The sequence below is a fragment of the Peptidiphaga gingivicola genome, from assembly GCF_001652275.1.
GTDB classification, from domain to species: domain Bacteria; phylum Actinomycetota; class Actinomycetes; order Actinomycetales; family Actinomycetaceae; genus Peptidiphaga; species Peptidiphaga gingivicola.
This window is the reverse complement of the sequence record NZ_LVZK01000001.1, coordinates 1,767,753-1,785,666: the sequence shown is the minus strand read 5'-3', so window position 1 is coordinate 1,785,666 and position 17,914 is coordinate 1,767,753. Positions and strand designations below refer to the sequence as shown.

Sequence of the window (17,914 nt, the reverse complement as noted above, 5' to 3'; positions counted from 1 at the left end):
GCGCCAGTTGGCGGGTGCGGGGCGAACGCCGACGGGGCCAGACCGCTCCCGTTAGGCCGTCGCCCGGCTTTCGCCGACGCAGTTTTCTGGGGCGGCGACTAGGTCTGTGGCATGATGTTATCCATGGACGACATCAACGACACGGGCCTCATTCCGGCCTGCGTGCCGGAGCAGGACGAAGCGGCGAAGCTGCCGCCCAGCGATCAGCCCGAGCTCCTCATCATCAGCGGAATGTCGGGAGCGGGGCGCACCCGCGCGGCGGACACGCTCGAGGACCTCGATTGGTACGTCGTCGACAATCTCCCGCCGCGCCTTTTGCGGGCACTGACCGGGATGATGACGCCGGACGGGGGAGTGCGGCGCCTCGCCGTCGTCGTCGACGTGCGCTCCCGCGAGTTCTTCGCCGAATTCTCATCCATACTGGCCGACCTCAAAGAGTCGGGCTTCAACTACCGACTGCTCTTCCTCGATTGCAGCGACGACGAATTGGTCAAGCGATACGACAACGTCCGCCGCCCGCACCCCCTCCAGGGAGACGGCCGGGTGCTTGACGGAATCGCGGCCGAACGCGCCCTGCTCGACGACATGCGCAAACAGGCGAACATCATCATCGACACGAGCGGGTACTCCGTACACGATCTCGCGCGCAAAATCAGGGCGCTTGTGGCCGACGAAGCCCAATCCGACGTTCGCGTCACCGTGATGTCCTTCGGCTTCAAGTACGGGCTGCCGGTCGACGCCGACAACGTCGTCGACGTCCGCTTTCTGCCCAACCCCTACTGGGTCAGCGAGCTGCGGCACCTGACCGGGCGCGACGAGCCGGTGGCGAACTTCGTCCTCGAAAAGGTCGGGGGCGCCGCGTTCGTCGAGAAATACACCTCGCTCATCCTCGATGTGCTTCAGGGGTACGCCCGCGAACTCAAGCCCTTTGTGACATTCGCCGTGGGGTGCACGGGCGGCAAACATCGGTCGGTCGCCATCGCCGAGGCCATCTCCGAAAGACTCCGCGCCTCAGGCCAGGCGGTGCGGACGATCCACAGAGACGTGGGACGCGAATGAGCGAGGCACCGCATAGACCGCGAACGAACCTCCCGCAGCGAATGAACGGGGCGGACGACGCCAAACGCGGATTTTACGGCCCCAAAGTCGTGGCCCTCGGCGGCGGACACGGCCTCTTCGCCAGCCTTTCGGCGTTGCGCCTTATGACGCACAACGTCACCGCCGTGGTCACGGTCGCCGACGACGGCGGATCCTCGGGCAGGCTGCGCAAGGAATTCGGCGTGCTTCCGCCGGGCGACCTTCGAATGGCCCTCTCGGCGCTGTGCGACGACGGCGAATGGGGGCAGACGTGGAGGGACGTCCTCCAGCACCGCTTCACGTCCAACGGCCCGATGAGCGGCCACGCGCTGGGCAATTTGTTGATCCTCGCGCTGTGGGAGCAGATGGGCGACTCCGTCCTCGCCCTCGACTGGGTCGGGCAGCTGCTCGGCATCAAGGGTCGCGTGCTCCCAATGTCGCCGGAGCCGCTGGAAATCGAGGCGATCGTGGACTTCGGCGGGCCTAGGGCGCCCATTCGCGGCCAGGTCGCGGTGGCCAGCACCCCCGGGACCGTCGAGCACATCGGCATCGTCCCGGAGAATCCCCCCGCCCAGCCCGAAGCCGTCGAGGCGATCCTCGACGCCGACTGGGTGATCGTCGGCCCCGGATCGTGGTACACGTCCGTCATTCCCCATTTCCTGGTCCCCAAGCTTCGCGAGGCCCTGTGCACGACGAAGGCGCGCAAGGCCCTCGCGCTCAACCTCAACGCTGACAAAGAGACGAAGGGGATGGGGGCGGCCGCACACATACGCTCGTTGAGAGACCACTGCCCGGACCTGCGATTCGATATCATTGTCGCCGACCCGACGAGCATCGACGACATCGACGGAGCCGAGAGGGCCGCCACAGAATGCGGAGCGCAACTTCTTTTGAGGCAGGTTAGAATGAGCGACGGATCGGCCCGCCACGACCCGCTGCGGCTCGCAGCGGCCTATCGCGACGCGTTTACGGGGATCTTCGGGGATGTCGCCGGCGCCGAGTGACCCGGCGCGCCCCGCAATCATCAGTCAACGGAAGAAGCCAATGCCAGCATTGACCCAATTAGCCAAAGACGAACTTTCGCAAGTCCGCCCGCGCATGCTCTCGTGCGTGATCGCGGAGGTCTCGACGATGTTTCGTTTTGCCGGCGGATTGCAAATCGCGGGAGGCAAGGTCGCGCTTCATGCGGAACTGAGCCACGCGGCGAGCGCCCGCCACCTGTGGGACCTCGTCTCCCAGGCTTTCAACATAAGCAGCGAGCTTCTAACGGTCTCCTCGTCCATGAGGCAGTCAAACCATTACCTCGTCCGCATCACCAGCAACGGCGAGCGCATCGCGCGCCGCCTCGGCCTGCTCGACAGCTACGGTCGGCCCGTGCGCGGGCTTCCGCCGGCGATCGTCGGAGGGTCCAAGGCCGACGGCACCGCAGCCTGGCGCGGCGCTTTCCTGGCTCGCGGGTCCCTCTTGGAGCCGGGGCGCAACGCCTCCCTCGAAGTCATCTGCCCCAGTCTCGAATCCTCCTACGCCCTGGGGGGATTGGCGCGGCGCATGGAGATCCCGTACCGCGCGCGCGAATCGCGCGGAGCGCATCGCGTCGACATCCGCGAGGGCGACGCGATCGCCGAGATGCTCACGAGAATGGGCGCCAACGACGTCGTCTTGAAGTGGGAGGAACTGCGGGTCGAGAGGGAAGTCCACGGATCGGCCAACCGCCTTGCCAACTTCGACGACGCAAATATGCGCCGCTCGGCCGACGCCGCCGTCATAGCCGTCATCCGAGTCAAGCGCGCATTCGAAATCCTCGGCGACGACATCCCCGACAATCTGCGCGAAGCCGGCGAGTTTCGCATGAAGTACCCGGAGGATTCGCTCAATCTCCTCGGCGAACGGCTCAACCCCCCGGCCACGAAGGACGCAGTGGCCGGGCGGCTTCGGCGCCTGAACACCATGGCCGACAAACGCGCCGCCGAGTTGGGCGTCCCCTCGACGCTCGACGCCGCCCGCGCCGCGGGCCACGACGCCCCCTGACGCGCGGACGCCAAACGGCGAACGCGGGCGCCTGCCGCGGGAAAGCACAACCGGGTGCAGACGGCGACCGATTGCCGAGACGCCTGTCGGCGAAAATCACGTGTGCAATCCAACGGCGGCATTCGTGCAGCGAATCGGCGTCGGCCTAGGACTTTCTACACACGCCCGGGCCGCCGTTTTGCCGACGTGTGGGAAAGGTCGCAGCCCATGATGCGGGCATTCCTAGGCTCTTCGCAGTTCGCCCAATAGAATTGAGACGTACACCGGACGTACAACGTTCGGTAAAGATGGCCGAACAGGCCAAGACCACCTGCGCGAAAGCGCACTAGGAGGAAACAGTGACCGTCAAGGTTGGCATTAACGGATTTGGCCGCATCGGCCGTAACTTCACCCGCGCTGCTCTGGCTCAGGGCGCGGACATCGAGATTGTCGCGGTCAACGACCTGACCGACAACAAGACGCTCGCACACCTGCTCAAGTACGACTCCATCCTCGGCAAGCTGGACGAGGACGTGACCTACACCGAAGATTCGATCACGGTGGGCGGCAAGACGATCAAGGCTCTCGAAGAGCGCGATCCGGCCAAGCTCCCCTGGGGCAAGCTCGGAGTGGACATCGTCGTCGAGTCGACCGGCCGCTTCACCGACGCCACTGCGGCCAAGGCCCATCTTGACGCGGGCGCCAAGAAGGTCATCATCTCGGCCCCCGCCAAGAACGAGGACGCCACCTTCGTCATCGGCGTCAACGAGCAGGATTACGACCCCAAGAATCACGACATCATTTCGAATGCCTCCTGCACCACCAACTGCCTTGCGCCTCTGGCCAAGGTCCTCAACGACGAGTTCGGAATCGTCCGCGGCCTCATGACCACGATCCACGCTTACACCGCCGACCAGAACCTTCAGGACGGCCCGCACAAGGATCTGCGTCGCGCCCGCGCCGCCGCTCTCAACATCGTTCCCACGAAGACCGGCGCCGCCCAGGCCGTCGCCCTCGTCCTTCCCGAGCTCAAGGGCAAGTTCGACGGCTACGCCCTTCGCGTTCCCACGCCGACCGGCTCCGTGACCGACCTCACCTTCGAGGCCGAGAAGCCCGTCACCGTGGAGTCCGTCAACGCCGCCGTCAAGGCCGCGGCCGAGGGCCCGCTCAAGGGCATTCTCGCCTACACCGAGGATCCGATCGTTTCGAAGGACATCGAGACCGATCCGCATTCCTCGATCTTCGACTCCGGCCTGACCAAGGTCATCGGCAACCAGGTGAAGGTCGTCTCCTGGTACGACAACGAGTGGGGCTACTCCAACCGTCTCGTCGACCTCGCCAAGCTGGTGGGCTCGAAGCTCTGACGTCAATGAATTGACATGATGCCCGCGCACGTCTCGGCGTGTGCGGGCATCTGTGCGCAGAAAGGAAATCATGAGAACCATCGACACGCTCGGCGATCTCGCCGGCAAGAAGGTTTTCGTCCGCTCGGACTTCAACGTCCCACTCGACGAGAATCGCAACATCACCGACGACGGCCGCATCCGCGCCGCCCTTCCCACACTCAAGAGGCTCCTCGACGCCGGCGCGCGCGTCGTCGTATCAGCCCACCTTGGCCGGCCCAAGGGCCAGGTCAAGCCCGAGTTTTCCCTCGCGCCCGTGGCCGCGCGCCTCTCGGAGCTTCTCGGTGTGGACGTTCCGCTCGCCGCCGACACCGTCGGCCCCGACGCGCACGCCAAGGTCGACGCGCTGGGGAACGGCCAGATCGTCCTCCTCGAAAACGTCCGCTTCGACAAGCGTGAGGATTCCAAGGTCGACGCCGAGCGGGAGGAGCTCGCCAAGGAGTACGCCGGCCTCGCAGACGTCTTCGTCTCCGACGGCTTCGGCGTCGTGCATCGCAAGCAGGCGTCCGTCTACGACGTCGCCAAGCTCGTTCCTTCGGCCGCCGGGGAGCTCGTCTTCAAGGAGATCGACTCGCTTTCCCGCGCCACGAAGAACCCCGAGCGGCCCTACACCGTGGTGCTCGGAGGCTCGAAGGTCTCCGACAAGCTCGGCGTCATCGAGAACCTGCTCGACAAGGCCGACCGGCTCCTCATCGGCGGCGGAATGGCCTACACGTTCCTGCTCGCCGAAGGGCACGAGGTCGGGACCTCGCTGCGCGAGGACGACCAGGTTGCCACCGCGGCGGAGTATCTGAAGAAGGCCAAGGAGAACGGCGTCAAGCTGCTCATCCCGGTCGACACCGTCGTTGCGCCTAAGTTCGCGGCCGACGCCCCCTCGACAGTCGTGGCCTCCAGCGCCATTCCGGCCGATCAGATGGGCCTCGACATCGGCCCGAAGACGGCCAAGGCCTACGCCGACGCGATCGCGGATTCGAAGACGATCGTCTGGAACGGCCCCATGGGCGTTTTCGAGTTCGACGCATTCTCCGCGGGCACGCGCGCCATCGCGCAGGCCATGCAAGACGCCGAAGGCTTTACGATCGTCGGCGGCGGCGACTCGGCCGCGGCCGTTCGCAACCTCGGCTTCGACGAGTCGAAGTTTTCCCATATTTCCACCGGCGGCGGCGCCTCCCTCGAGTTTCTCGAGGGCAAGGTGCTTCCGGGCATCGCAGTTTTGGAGGACTGATGGCGCGCACACCCATTATGGCGGGCAATTGGAAGATGAACCTCGACCACCTCGAGGCCAATCAGCTCGTTCAGAAGCTCGCGTGGTCTCTCGGAGACCTCGACCATGACTACGGCAAGGTGGAGGTGGCCGTGATCCCGCCGTTCACTGACCTCCGCACGGTGCAGACCGTCGTCGATTCCGAAGGGTTGAAGATCAAGTACGGCGCCCAAGACGTCTCGACCCACGACAACGGCGCATACACCGGCGAGATCTCCACGGACATGCTCGTCAAGCTCGGCTGCACGTACGTCGTGGTCGGGCATTCGGAGCGCCGCGAATACCACGGCGAGTCGAACGAGCTCATCGGCGCGAAAGCGAAGAAGGCGCTCGAGGCGGGCCTGACGCCGATTGTCTGCTGCGGCGAGGCGCTGGAAGTGCGTAAGGAAGGCCGCCAGGTCGAGTACGTCGTCGGGCAGATCGACGCGATGTTCGCCCATCTCAGCGGGAAGGACGTTGCCTCTTCGGTCATTGCCTACGAGCCCATCTGGGCCATCGGCACGGGAGAGGTCGCCACGCCGGAGGACGCGCAGGAGGTCTGCGGGGCCATCCGCCGGAGGATCGCCGAGCTCTACGACGATTCCGTCGCCGACGCCGTGCGGATCCAGTACGGCGGGTCTGTGAAATCCTCGAACGTCGTCGAGATCATGGCCCAGCCCGACGTCGACGGCGCCCTCGTCGGCGGAGCGAGCCTCAAGGCCGACGAGTTCGCGAAGATCGTGACCTATTACAAGTGACTCACGCGCGTGCGCGGGCGCTTCATTGCGGCGCCCGCGCACGGCATTTATGCTTGTACAGGCACGCCTCGCGTCCGCGGGGCACTTTTGAATGCAATCACCGCTCTGCATAAGGCCAGGCAGGCACGCCTTGCGTCCGTGGGGCATCGGAAGGAAACGTTGTGAAAGTTCTCCTCATAGTCTGCGAGGTTCTCCTCGTCATTACGAGCATTCTGCTCGTCTTGTCGATTCTGCTTCACAAGGGCAAGGGAGGCGGCATCTCCGAGATGTTCGGCGGCGGCATTTCAACCTCGATGCGTTCGTCGGGAGTGGCCGAGCGCAACCTCAACCGCATCACCGTCGGCGTGGCCCTCATCTGGAGCGTGGTGATCGTCCTCATCGGACTCATCGTGAAATTCGGATTGTAGCCCCGCGGATGAAGGCCGCATGACCTTGCGAACGCTCTCTGGCCGAAAGCGCTCGCAAGGTCGGCCGCCCCGTTTTCAAACTGACAGTTTTCAAACTATAGACGCGCCCGTTTGGCGGCTTTCAAAATAGGCCGCCGGGCGCAAGTCCGAGCCCATTCGCAGGAAGGCAAAGTCGCCCGTTTGCAAGGCTACAGCTCGCCCGCCCAAGCGACGAAGCCAATCTCGTTCGCCGGGCCAGCGCTCACTCGCCGGAAGGCAGCACCCTTTCAAGGCCGTGCTTGAGGACTTCTTCGTAGGCGGTGTCGGGCGTCATCTCTCGAAGCTCCTCAATCATCTTCGACTCCATCGTGCGCATCGTCAGGTTGACGCGCTGGACCTCGCGGTCGGGGCGCACCATGTCGCCGAAGTCGGACCCGATCGGGCGATCCAGCCGCAGCTCCCCGGAGGAGCGGAACATGGACACCCCGTCGATGGCGGTTCCCCGCGTGTGCTCGATCTCCACCGGGACCTCCAGCCGCAAGGCCAGCCACGCCGCAAGGAAAACCACCGCCGGATGGGTGCGGTTGCCGCGCACGACGGCGCGTTCGACCACCTCGTGCGGAGGCTCGTCGAGCATGGCGGCGAGGTGGTTCCTCCAGAAGGTCACGCCCGTCCACGCGAGGTCGGTGTCGCCCGGGGCGTAGCCGTCGCGCACCCGGCGGAGGATCTCGTCGGCCGGAACGCCGGAGTTCTGGGCCGTTGTGATGCGGCGCTGGGCCATGGCCCCGATCGGTGTGCGCGACGGGTTCTCCGGCGCGTCTTGAACCCACCAGACGACGACGGGCGCGTCGGGAAGAAGCAGCGGAATGACGAGCGTCTCCAAATTGTCGGCCGAGCCGTTGGAGCACCGAAGGATGGCGATCTCGGAAAGGCCCGCCTCGGGACCGACCCTCAACTCGGCGTCGACCTTCGGTTCCTCGCCGTCGACCGGGAGGACGGCGATGATGCGGCACGGATGCGCCCGGGCGGCGCCCGCGGCGGAGGCGATGGCGTCGCGAACCCCGCCCTCGTTTTTCGCGATGATGATGAGCGTGAGAACTCGCCCGAGGGCGCTCGAGCCGGCGGTCTCGCGCAGCTCGTCAAGGCGCAGACCCACCCTGGCGGTGTTTGTTCCGTTCATGTGGATGATCATGTCGGTTCCTTCCTACGGCAGGCGCCAGGCGCGGCCGTCGCGAGCGAGCATGCGGTCCGAGGCGGCCGGTCCCCAGGTCCCGGGCGCGTATTCCGCGATCGATTCGGGATTTTCCGCCCAGTGGCTCTCCGCCTGATCGAGGAGCCTCCAGGAAAGCTCAATCTCGCGATGGCGGGGGAAAAGCGGCGGATCTCCCAGCAGAACGTCGAGGATGAGCCGTTCGTAGGCCTCTGGGGCGTATTCGGTGAAGGCGTGCCCGTATGCGAAATCCATCGTCACGTCACGCAGCTGCATGCCCGATCCAGGCACCTTTGAACCGAGTTTGAACGTCATGCCTTCGTTGGGCTGGACGCGGATGACCAGCGCATTGTGGCCCAAGCCGTCGGTCGAGGGGAACGGAAGGAACGGCGGGTACTTGAAAATGACGGCGATCTCGGAGACTCGACGCCCCAGGCGCTTGCCGGCGCGCAGGTAGAAGGGCACGCCCTTCCACCGCCGGGTTTCGATTCCCAGGCGCAGCGCCGCGTATGTGTCGGTGATCGAGTCGGCGGGGATGCCCGGCTCCTCCTTGTATCCCCTGACCCATTCGCCTCCCTGCCAGCCCGACGTGTACTGGCCGGCCACGGCCGATTCGCCGACGGGGCCGTAGAACCTCGTGGCCTCCAGAACCTTTTCCTTCTCGATCCGAAGAGCCGAAGGCTCGAAGGAAATCGGCTCTTCCATCGCGGTCAGGGCGAGGAGCTGAAGAAGATGGTTTTGGATGACGTCGCGGGCGGCGCCGATGCCGTCGTAGTATCCGGCGCGGGTGCCGATGCCGATGTCCTCGGCCATCGTGATTTGGACGTGGTCGACGTGGGCGGAGTTCCACAGCGGCTCGTACAGCTCGTTGGCGAAGCGCAGCGCCATGAGGTTCTGCACCGTTTCTTTGCCCAGATAGTGGTCGATGCGGAAAATCGCGTCCTGATGGAAGACTTTCGTGACCATGTCGTCGAGCTCGCGAGCCGATTCGAGGCCGTGCCCGAAGGGCTTTTCGACGACGACGCGTCTCCATCCGTCGTCCTCGGCGCAAAGCCCGGCCGTTCCGATCCCGCCGAGGACGGTGGGGAACAGCTCGGGCGGAATCGCCAGGTAGAAGGCGTAATTGCCGTTGGTTCCGCGCTCGGCGGACATCCTGTCCATCGCATGGCCGAGGGAACGGTAGGTCTCGATGTCGTTGTACTGGCCGTTGACGACTACGAGCCCGGACATGAGTTGCTTGAGCGTCGTCTCGGTGACGGAGGTGTTCGCGCCCTCGCGTATGGCGGCCTCGACTTTTTCCGGCAGCGACGGGTCCACCTTTCGGGCGACGCCGATGATTGTGAACGACGGCGGAAGCAGCCCGCGGTTGGCGAGATCGTAGAGCGCCGGAAGAATCTTTCGCCGCGACAGGTCGCCCGTGATGCCAAAAAGGACGATTCCACAAGGACCCGCGATTCGCTGCAAGCGGCTGTCGGGTGCGCTGCGAAGCGGATTGACCATGAACTCTCAACTTTCCCCGAGATTGGCTGATGACATGCGCGGCATATGTAAGGCCGCATATCGAGGGTAGCGCGCACGCATGCGCGGGTGGTTTTCATCCGCACCCGCGCATGCGTGGATTCTCCGGGCTTGTGCCGGGCCTCCGCCCGGCACAAGCCCGTTGTTCCGCTACTTTGCCGCTTTGATCGACTCGCGAGCCGCCTCGACCACGGCCTGCGCGGTCACCCCGAATTCCTCGAAGAGCTTACCCGCAGCAGCGGAGGCGCCGAAGTGGTCGATTCCCACGGACCGTCCGGCGTCGCCCACGTATCCGGCCCACCCGAAGGTCGAACCGGCCTCGACGGAGACCCGCGCCTTGACGTCGGGAAGGATGACGGAGTCGCGATACTCCTTGCTCTGTTCGGCGAACCAATCGAGACTCGGAAGCGACACGACGCGGGCCCCGACGCCTTCGGCCGCGAGGGCGTCGCGCGCCTCGACGGCGAGGGAGACCTCGGAGCCGGTGGCGAGGATCTGGACGTCGACCTTGCCCGTCGGGCTTTCGGCGAGGACGTACCCGCCGCGCTTGACTCCCTCTGCGGACGTGCCTTCGAGCACCGGCAGATTCTGCCTGGAGAGGACGAGGCCGGCCGGTCCGGCGTCGCGGCGCTCGATGATTCCCCGCCAAGCCGCGGCCGTCTCGTTGGCGTCGGCGGGCCTGACGATGTCAAGCTGCGGAATGGCGCGGTACGCCCACAGATGTTCGACGGGCTGATGGGTGGGGCCGTCCTCGCCCACGCCGATCGAATCGTGCGTCCACACGAAGATCGACGGGATGTGCATGACGGCGGCGAGGCGAACGGCGCCCCGCATGTAGTCGGAGAAGACGAAGAACGTCCCGCCGTAGGCGCGGGTGAGCCCATGCAGCGTAATCCCGTTGACGATCGAGCCCATGGCGTGCTCGCGGATGCCGAAATGCAGGGTGCGGCCGTAGACGTTTCCGTCCCAGTCCTCCGAGACGCGGTCCGGGGGAAGGAAGGACGGCTCGCCTTTCATCGTCGTGTTGTTCGATCCGGCCAGGTCCGCCGATCCGCCCCACAGCTCGGGAAGGACGGGGGCCAGGGCGGTCAGCACATTGCCCGAGGCGGCCCGGGTGGCCACGGACGTCCCGACCTCGAAGGACGGCAGAGCGTCGGCCCACCCTTCCGGGAGCTTCTTCGCCACGAGCCTGTCGAGCAGCTTCGAGCGCTTCGGGTTGGCCGCGCGCCACGTCTTAAGCTTCTCGTCCCACTTTGCACGCTCGGCCTTGGCGCGCTCGGCGGCGCCTTTGCGGGTGTAATCGAGGACTTCCTGGGCGACGTCGAAGGACTTCTCCGGATCGAAGCCCAGAGCCTTCTTCAAACCGGCGAGCTCCTCCGCGCCGAGCTTCGCGCCGTGGGCGGCCCCGGTTCCCTGCTTCGTGGGGGAGGGCCAGGCCATGATCGTCGACAGGCGGATGAACGAGGGCCTGTCCGCGACGGCCTTGGCGTTTTCGATCGCCTCGTAGAGGGCCTCGACGTCCTCCTTGTACTCGCCGCCGCCGTTCGTCCAATCGACGTGCTGGGTGTGCCAGCCGTACGCCTCGTAGCGACCCAGGACGTCCTCGGTGAAGGCGATCTTCGTGTCGTCCTCGATCGAGATGCGGTTGTCGTCCCAAATGACGATGAGATTGCCCAGGTGCTGCGTTCCGGCGAGCGAGCAGGCCTCGCTGGTCACGCCTTCCTCGAGGTCGCCCTCTCCGGCGACGACGTAGACGAAATGGTCGAAGGGAGACTGGCCCGTGGGGGCGTCGGGGTCGAGCAGGCCGCGCTCGCGGCGCGACGCCATGGACATGCCGACGGCGGAGGCGAGGCCCTGGCCCAGCGGGCCGGTCGTGATCTCGACTCCCTTCGTGTGCCCGTATTCGGGGTGGCCCGGCGTGAGCGAGCCCCAGGTCCGCAGGGACTTCAGGTCCTCCAGCTCCAGGCCGTAGCCCGTGAGGAAGAGCTGGTTGTAGAGGGTGACGGAGGAATGGCCGATCGACAGGACGAAGCGATCGCGGCCCAGCCACGAGGGGTCCGAAGGATCGTGGCGCATGACCTTGTTGAAGAGCGTGTACGCCAACGGCGCAATCGAGATCGCCGTCCCGGGGTGGCCGTTGCCCGCTTTCTCCACCGCGTCCGCGGCCAAAACGCGCGCCGTGTCCGTTGCGCGCCGATCGAGGTCCGTCCATTCAAGCTTCGCCATTGTAAGCCTTTCGTCTGTTTCGCCTCGGCCTTTCCGAGGCCGCCGTTTCATAGTTTAGCCGTCGGTTTCGTTCCGATTCCAGACAGCATTCGAGATAATATAAAGGGATCATGGCTTCTCATACACCCTTGCCCGGGCCCAAGCCGATTGCGAGATTGGGTGAACAGTTTCTCGCTCACCTCGCCGTTGAACGTTCGCTGTCACACAACACCGTTTCCTCCTATCGGCGAGACCTGACGAAGTATTTTTCGCACCTTCGAGCGCGCGAAGTCATGCAAATCAGCGACGTCAGACCGGAGGACGTCGCGTCCTTCGCCGAATGCCTCGAGGGGATGGCCCGCGCATCCGTGGCCAGAAGCATGGCCGCCGTCCGTTCCTTCCACGCCTTCGTCTTCGAGGAAGGGCGCACGGGCGCGAATCCCGCCGCCGACGTCCGCCCCCCGAAGATCCCTTCGCGGCTGCCGAAGGCGATGGACATCGACGACGTCGCCGCGCTCATAGCGGCGGGCGGCGCGGGCGAGGGGCCGGCGCCGCTGCGCGACCGGGCGCTGCTGGAGGTCCTCTACGGAACGGGGGCCCGCATTTCTGAGGCGGTGGGGCTCAGCGTCGACGACGTCGACCTGGCGGGGGCCTCGGCGCGGCTCTTCGGCAAGGGGCGCAAGGAACGGGTCGTGCCGCTCGGCGGCTACGCCGTGGAGGCGATAGACGCCTACCTCGTTCGTGCAAGACCATCGTTGGCGAGCTCCGGCCCCGGAACGCCGTCGCTCTTCCTCAACACGCGTGGACGGCCGTTGTCCCGGCAAAGTGCGTGGGCAATCATTCAAAACGCCGCCGAACGCGCCAAACTGAGCGTGCACGTCAGCCCGCATACGCTAAGGCATTCGTTCGCCACCCATCTGCTTCAAGGAGGCGCCGACATCCGCGTAGTCCAAGAATTGCTAGGACATTCATCGTTATCGACGACGCAGATATACACGATGGTCAGCCGCGACACGGTACGTGAAGTTTACTCCTTAGCTCACCCGAGGGCGCTCTCTTAGGTAGGCTAAGACCGTGACCCAACGAGATGCGCTACTGCCACCTTCCTCCGGCCAGAGTTTTCCCGAACCGGCCCCGCTCGCATCCCACGGTCCGGCTCGCATCGTCGCGATGTCGAACCAGAAGGGCGGGGTGGGAAAGACGACCACGACGATCAACTTGGCCGCCGCGCTCGCAGCATACGGACGCAAAGTCCTCATCGTCGACTTCGACCCCCAGGGGGCGGCCAGCGCCGGCTTGGGCGTCAACGCCCGCGCGCTCGACCGAACGATATACAACGAACTTATTGCAGCCAAGCCGAACATCCGCGAGATCATCGTGGAGACGAGCGTGGAGAATCTCGACATCGCCCCGGCCAACATCGACCTTTCCGCGGCCGAGATCGTGCTCATCAACGAAGTGGCGCGAGAGCAGGCCCTCACGCGCGTGCTCAGGCCGGTGCTCGACGACTACGACCTCATCGTCATCGACTGCCAGCCCTCCCTCGGCCTTCTGACCGTCAACGCCCTGACCGCGGCGCACGGGGTCATCATCCCCCTGGAGGCGGAGTATTTCGCCATGCGCGGCGTCGCGCTGCTCATCGAGCAGATCGAGAGGGTCCAGGACCGCCTCAACCCGCGCCTCGAGCTCGACGGAGTGCTGCTGACAATGGTCGATGCGCGCACCCTCCACTCGCGCGAGGTCGTCAAATCCGTGCGCGAGGGCTTCGGCGAAAGCGTCTTCACGACGTACATCTCGCGCACCGTCAAATTCCCCGATGCCTCGATCGCTGCCGTGCCCATCACGGAGTACGCTCCGTCCCACCCGGGGGCGGCCGCCTACAGGCAGCTCGCGAGAGAGCTCATCGCCCGGGGCCGGTGCGCCTAGCCGACGGCGTCGCGGACGCCGCGCCGTCCGACGCCGCCAAAGCCGGCGAAGACGGGGAATTCGCCGTTGAGCTCGACGTCTTCTCCGGCCCGTTTTCCGTTTTGCTTTCCCTCATTGCGCGCAAGCGCCTCGACGTCACAGAGGTGGCTCTGGCCGAGGTCACCGACGAATTCATCGCCTTCGTCCGCTCGCGCCCGGAGCTCGACCTTTCGCAGGTCTCCGAATTCCTCGTCGTCGCGGCGACGCTGCTCGAGATGAAGGCCGCGCGCCTGCTGCCTCGCGACGGCCAGGAGGAAGAGGACCTGGAGCTCCTCGAACGGCGCGACCTCCTTTTCGCCAAGCTGTTGCAATACCGCGCTTTCAAGGAGGTCGCGAGGGACATCGCCTCGACGCTGGCCGAGCAGGCCCTCTGCGTTCCGCGCTCGGTCCCCCTGGAAGAGCGCTACGCTCAGGCGGTTCCGGCCGTGACCGTCTCGATCGGGCTGGCCGATTTCGCGGCCCTCGCGGCGGCGGCGTTTGTCCGCGAGCATCGCGAGCCCGAGGTCCCCGTCGAGCATCTGCACGCCGCGCCCGTCTCCGTCGCCTCGCAGGTCGAATACGTCGCCGGGCGGCTGGCGGCGGGGGAGAGGCTCGCCTTTGCGGACCTGTGCGCCGACGCCGCGGACATGCCCACGGTGGTCTCGCGATTCCTCGCCGTCCTCGAGCTGCTGCGGGCAGGCCGGATCGACGTCGAACAGTCCGAGGCGCTCGGCGCGCTCGTCCTCGTCGCCGTCGATCCGCCTGGGCCCGAGGCGGGCGTCCGGCAACCGGGTGAGGCCGACGATTCCGGACACTCGCAAGAATCCCGAAATTTCGGCGATTCCGGCGATCTCCGAAACGCCCGAGACCCCGGCGATTCAGGAGGGGCGCATGGATAGGCGGGCAGACGAGGACGTGCTCGGAGCCCTCGAAGCGCTTCTGCTCGTGGCGAGGGAGCCCGTTCCGCTGGCGACGCTGGCCGAGGCCGTCGGCGCGAGCGAAGCCGAAACCGACGCCATGCTTCGCGCGATCGCCGCGGACTATCGAGGGGAGGGCGGAGCGCGCACGCGCGGATTCTGCCTGAGGGAGGCGGGCGGCGGATGGAGGCTCTACACGAACCCGCGCTTTGCCGACGTCGTCTCCGCCCACGTCGCGGCGGAGAACTCGGGGCGGCTTTCGGCTGCGGCCTTGGAGACTCTCGCGGTGATCGCCTACAGACAGCCCGTCACCCGCGCGCAGATTGCGGCGATCAGAGGTGTTAGTGTTGACTCGGTCGTCCGCACGCTCGTGACGCGCGGACTTGTGACCGAGGCGGGAGCCACCGCCGCCTCGGGCGCCGCGCTCTACGGCACCACCGAGTACTTCCTCGAGGTTATGGGGATGAACTCATTGGCCGAACTCGCGCCTTTGGCGCCCTATCTGCCCGAGGCGTACGACCTACAGGAAGAGGACATGCAATGACAGACCCACACGTTCCCACGGGGGAGCGGCTCCAGAAAGTTCTGGCCCGCAACGGCGTGGGAAGCCGTCGCGCCTGCGAAGGCCTCATAGCCCAGGGCAGGGTGAGCGTCGACGGGCACGTCGTGCGCGAGCTCGGCACGCGCGTGGATCCTGTCGCCTCCGTCATCCACGTAGACGGCATCAGGGTTCAGACCGATTCCTCGCTCCTGACCCTCGCGCTCTACAAGCCGCCGGGGGTCGTCTCGACGATGTACGACGACATGGGCAGGCCCGGGCTCGTCCAGTACGTCGAGGATCGGCCCGAGCGGCTCTACCACGTCGGCCGGCTCGATCAGGACACCGAGGGGCTCATTCTCCTGTCGAACGACGGCGAGTTGACGCACCGCCTCACCCATCCGAAGTACGAGGTGCCGAAAACCTACATCGCCCGCGTCGAAGGCTCCGTCACCCGCGGGCTGGGGAGAGTCCTCGAGCGCGGAATCACTCTAGAGGACGGCCCCGCCCGCGTCGACCGGTTCGTTTTGCGCGAGTCGGCCCCCCGGAACTCGATCGTGGAAATCACCCTCCATTCGGGCCGCAACCGCATCGTGCGCAGGATGATGGCGGAAGTCGGCCATCCGGTCATGGAACTCGTGCGCATGAAGTTCGGAACGGTCGTCGTCGGCCATCTCAAGCCCGGCAAAACGCGCGTCGTCGCCGGAAGCGAGCTTGGCGCGCTCATGAAACTGGTCGATCTGTGAACCCAGTCAGGATCGTCGGCTCAGGCCTGCTCGGCGCGTCGCTGGGCCTGCGCCTGCGCCAACTCGGCGTCGAGGTTCAGCTCGAAGACACGTCCCCGGCCGCTTTGGCGCTCGCGCGCGACCTGGGCGCCGGTCAGATCGCCGCGGAGGATTCCGAGGAGCCCGAGCTCGTGGTGGTCGCCACCCCGCCCGACGTCGCCGCCGACGTCGTCCGCGAGAGCCTCGACCGCTTCAGCCGCGCGCTCGTGACCGACATCGCCTCGGTCAAAGCGCGGGTCGTCGAGGAAGTCGAGGGGCATCCCGGCGCCGACCGCTACGTCGGCAGCCACCCGATGGCCGGGCGCGAGCGCTCGGGCGCCCTGGCGGCGGACGCCGACCTTTTCATCGGACGACCTTGGGTCATCACCCCGATCGGGACGGAATCGGGGGGCCGGAGCGGCAGCGAAACGGAGGAAGCGCCCGCCGGCGCTGCGACAGAGGAGGCCGCGGGAAGCGACGTCGTGCTGGCCGTCCAGCAATTCGCCCTGTCGGTCGGCGCGCTGCCCGTCGTCATGAGCCCGCAAACCCACGACCGCTCCGCCGCCGTCGTCTCGCACATGCCCCAGCTTGTCTCCTCGCTCGTGGCGGGCGCGCTGCGCGACGTCCCTCCCGAAACCCTCGGCCTGGCCGGCCAGGGCCTGCGCGACGTCACCCGGATCGCCCATTCCGACTCGCGTCTGTGGGCCACGATCGTCGCCGGAAACGCGCGCGAAGTGGCCCGCGTGCTCAAAGAAATCTCGGCCAATCTCGACAGGCTCATAGCGGCCGTCGAGGCCGGAGTCGACGACCCCTTCGCCCTCGGCGTCCTCTCGGGAGTGAGCGAGGCGATCCGCAAGGGAAACGAGGGCGTCGAGCGGATCCCGGGAAAGCACGGCGGCGCCCCGCGCCGCTACGGCAACGTCTTCGTCCTCGTGCCCGACGAGCCCGGCATGCTCGGGCGGCTTTTCGCCGAGGTGGGGGAGATCGGCGTGAACATCGAGGATCTGAGCCTCGAGCACACGATAGGGCGGGAGGCTGGGCGCGCCATGCTCTCGGTGCTCCCGCACGAGACGATGCGCCTGGCGGTCGCTTTGGAGCGGCGCGGATGGCGCGTCGTCGTCGAAGGAAAGGAAAACCACGTGGGTGTCGTCATCGCCCTCGACGGGCCGTCTGGCTCCGGAAAGTCAACCGTCTCCAAGAAGGTGGCCGAAAGGCTCGGCCTGAGCTACCTCGACACCGGCGCCATGTATCGGGCGGCGGCGTGGCATTGCGAGCGCCGCGGAATCGACCTCGACGACCTCGACGCCGTGGCCGAGGCGACGGTCGCCATGCCGCTGGACATGCCGCTCGACCCAAACGATCAGAGGATCGTGTGCGACGGCGTGGACGTCACGCAGGCCATACGCGAATCGGAGCTTTCCCGCGTCGTCTCGAAGGTCGCGACGAATCTCCGCGTGCGCGCCGAGATGAAGCGGCGCCAGCGCGAGATCATAGCTGCGGCCCATATGGGCATAATCGCCGAGGGCAGGGACATCGCGACGGTCGTGGCGCCCGACGCCGACGTGCGCGTGCTGCTGACGGCCTCCGAGGCGACGCGGCTCGCCCGCCGCGCGCGCGAGGTTCGCGGCAGCGACGACGCCGATGCCCTCGAGGCCACGCGCGACGAGGTGCTCCGCCGCGACGCCGACGATTCGACCGTCTCCGAATTCATGACCGCCAAAGACGGCGTGACCGAGATCGACTCCTCGGCGCTGGGGATCGACGAGGTCGTCGAGGCCGTCGTCTCCCTCGTCCCCAAGGAGCGCCGATGAACGCCCGGGCGGCAGACGGCGGCGCGAACGCCGAGAGGCCGATCGAGCGGGAGGAAGGCCCTCACAATCGCGAAGGAAACGCCGCAGGGCGCGACGGCGTGCCGAGAAAGGCCGCCGACGGAGCGCTTGCCGA

The 17,914-nt window shown here is 66.4% G+C and carries 16 protein-coding genes; 13 read left to right on the top strand and 3 right to left on the bottom strand.

What is annotated here, in order from left to right:
- Window positions 1-123 precede the first annotated feature (123 nt).
- From rapZ to secG, 7 genes are all read left to right on the top strand, one after another.
- Window positions 124-1,059, top strand: coding sequence for an RNase adapter RapZ (rapZ, locus tag A4H34_RS07445; protein WP_064231555.1), 936 nt, complete (start codon window positions 124-126; stop codon window positions 1,057-1,059).
- Window positions 1,060-1,100: 41 nt separating this feature from the next.
- Window positions 1,101-2,081 (top strand): gluconeogenesis factor YvcK family protein, encoded by a 981-nt coding sequence (locus A4H34_RS07440; protein ID WP_064231554.1) that lies wholly within the window; start codon window positions 1,101-1,103, stop codon window positions 2,079-2,081.
- Between the two features lie 40 nt (window positions 2,082-2,121).
- Window positions 2,122-3,105, top strand: coding sequence for a DNA-binding protein WhiA (whiA, locus tag A4H34_RS07435; protein ID WP_040322657.1), 984 nt, complete (start codon window positions 2,122-2,124; stop codon window positions 3,103-3,105).
- A 338-nt stretch (window positions 3,106-3,443) separates the two neighbouring features.
- A complete protein-coding gene (gene gap, locus A4H34_RS07430) occupies window positions 3,444-4,448 on the top strand; it encodes a type I glyceraldehyde-3-phosphate dehydrogenase (RefSeq protein ID WP_009198710.1) in 1,005 nt (334 codons plus the stop codon).
- A gap of 70 nt (window positions 4,449-4,518) precedes the next feature.
- The gene (locus A4H34_RS07425; RefSeq protein ID WP_009198711.1) at window positions 4,519-5,712 is read left to right on the top strand and encodes a phosphoglycerate kinase; all 1,194 of its coding nucleotides are present in this window, start codon (window positions 4,519-4,521) and stop codon (window positions 5,710-5,712) included.
- Window positions 5,712-6,488, top strand: a complete 777-nt coding sequence (tpiA, locus tag A4H34_RS07420) for a triose-phosphate isomerase (protein WP_009198712.1) — start codon at window positions 5,712-5,714, stop codon at window positions 6,486-6,488. The genes A4H34_RS07425 and tpiA overlap by 1 nt, the downstream gene beginning before the upstream one ends.
- A 161-nt stretch (window positions 6,489-6,649) precedes the next feature.
- Window positions 6,650-6,895, top strand: a complete 246-nt coding sequence (gene secG / locus A4H34_RS07415) for a preprotein translocase subunit SecG (RefSeq protein ID WP_009198713.1) — start codon at window positions 6,650-6,652, stop codon at window positions 6,893-6,895.
- A 241-nt stretch (window positions 6,896-7,136) separates the two neighbouring features.
- Here secG and A4H34_RS07410 read toward each other — a convergent pair whose 3' ends face one another.
- The 3 genes from A4H34_RS07410 to tkt form a co-directional block, all read right to left on the bottom strand.
- On the bottom strand, window positions 7,137-8,066 hold the full coding sequence (locus A4H34_RS07410; protein WP_064231553.1) for a glucose-6-phosphate dehydrogenase assembly protein OpcA: 930 nt from the start codon (window positions 8,064-8,066) through the stop codon (window positions 7,137-7,139).
- Window positions 8,067-8,078: 12 nt separating this feature from the next.
- On the bottom strand, window positions 8,079-9,584 hold the full coding sequence (zwf, locus tag A4H34_RS07405) for a glucose-6-phosphate dehydrogenase (RefSeq protein ID WP_009198715.1): 1,506 nt from the start codon (window positions 9,582-9,584) through the stop codon (window positions 8,079-8,081).
- Between the two features lie 168 nt (window positions 9,585-9,752).
- Complete coding sequence (gene tkt, locus A4H34_RS07400; RefSeq protein WP_064231552.1) at window positions 9,753-11,828, bottom strand: transketolase; 2,076 nt, start codon at window positions 11,826-11,828, stop codon at window positions 9,753-9,755.
- Window positions 11,829-11,938: 110 nt separating this feature from the next.
- Between tkt and xerD the strand changes: the two genes are divergently transcribed.
- The 6 genes from xerD to cmk are packed head-to-tail and all read left to right on the top strand — an operon-like array spanning window position 11,939 to window position 17,781.
- Window positions 11,939-12,868 (top strand): site-specific tyrosine recombinase XerD, encoded by a 930-nt coding sequence (xerD, locus tag A4H34_RS07395; RefSeq protein WP_064231551.1) that lies wholly within the window; start codon window positions 11,939-11,941, stop codon window positions 12,866-12,868.
- Window positions 12,869-12,881: 13 nt separating this feature from the next.
- Entirely contained in the window at window positions 12,882-13,733 is an 852-nt protein-coding gene (locus A4H34_RS07390) for a ParA family protein (RefSeq protein WP_040322661.1), read from the top strand.
- Window positions 13,724-14,650: a segregation and condensation protein A gene (locus A4H34_RS07385; protein WP_064231550.1), complete on the top strand. Its 927-nt coding sequence runs from the start codon at window positions 13,724-13,726 to the stop codon at window positions 14,648-14,650. The genes A4H34_RS07390 and A4H34_RS07385 overlap by 10 nt, the downstream gene beginning before the upstream one ends.
- Window positions 14,643-15,212 (top strand): SMC-Scp complex subunit ScpB, encoded by a 570-nt coding sequence (gene scpB / locus A4H34_RS07380; RefSeq protein ID WP_009198721.1) that lies wholly within the window; start codon window positions 14,643-14,645, stop codon window positions 15,210-15,212. The genes A4H34_RS07385 and scpB overlap by 8 nt, the downstream gene beginning before the upstream one ends.
- Complete coding sequence (locus tag A4H34_RS07375) at window positions 15,209-15,952, top strand: pseudouridine synthase (protein WP_064231549.1); 744 nt, start codon at window positions 15,209-15,211, stop codon at window positions 15,950-15,952. The genes scpB and A4H34_RS07375 overlap by 4 nt, the downstream gene beginning before the upstream one ends.
- Entirely contained in the window at window positions 15,949-17,781 is a 1,833-nt protein-coding gene (gene cmk, locus A4H34_RS11500) for a (d)CMP kinase (RefSeq protein ID WP_064231548.1), read from the top strand. The genes A4H34_RS07375 and cmk overlap by 4 nt, the downstream gene beginning before the upstream one ends.
- The last annotated feature ends 133 nt before the right edge of the window (window positions 17,782-17,914 follow it).

Excerpts from the sequence above, each read along its gene's own strand:
- rapZ (WP_064231555.1), top strand. The coding sequence starts at position 124 with ATGGACGACATCAACGACACGGGCCTCATTCCGGCCTGCGTGCCGGAG.
- A4H34_RS07440 (WP_064231554.1), top strand. The coding sequence starts at position 1,101 with ATGAACGGGGCGGACGACGCCAAACGCGGATTTTACGGCCCCAAAGTC.
- whiA (WP_040322657.1), top strand. The coding sequence starts at position 2,122 with ATGCCAGCATTGACCCAATTAGCCAAAGACGAACTTTCGCAAGTCCGC.
- A4H34_RS07425 (WP_009198711.1), top strand. The coding sequence starts at position 4,519 with ATGAGAACCATCGACACGCTCGGCGATCTCGCCGGCAAGAAGGTTTTC.
- tpiA (WP_009198712.1), top strand. The coding sequence starts at position 5,712 with ATGGCGCGCACACCCATTATGGCGGGCAATTGGAAGATGAACCTCGAC.
- A4H34_RS07410 (WP_064231553.1), bottom strand. The coding sequence starts at position 8,066 with ATGATCATCCACATGAACGGAACAAACACCGCCAGGGTGGGTCTGCGC.
- zwf (WP_009198715.1), bottom strand. The coding sequence starts at position 9,584 with ATGGTCAATCCGCTTCGCAGCGCACCCGACAGCCGCTTGCAGCGAATC.
- tkt (WP_064231552.1), bottom strand. The coding sequence starts at position 11,828 with ATGGCGAAGCTTGAATGGACGGACCTCGATCGGCGCGCAACGGACACG.
- xerD (WP_064231551.1), top strand. The coding sequence starts at position 11,939 with ATGGCTTCTCATACACCCTTGCCCGGGCCCAAGCCGATTGCGAGATTG.
- scpB (WP_009198721.1), top strand. The coding sequence starts at position 14,643 with ATGGATAGGCGGGCAGACGAGGACGTGCTCGGAGCCCTCGAAGCGCTT.
- A4H34_RS07375 (WP_064231549.1), top strand. The coding sequence starts at position 15,209 with ATGACAGACCCACACGTTCCCACGGGGGAGCGGCTCCAGAAAGTTCTG.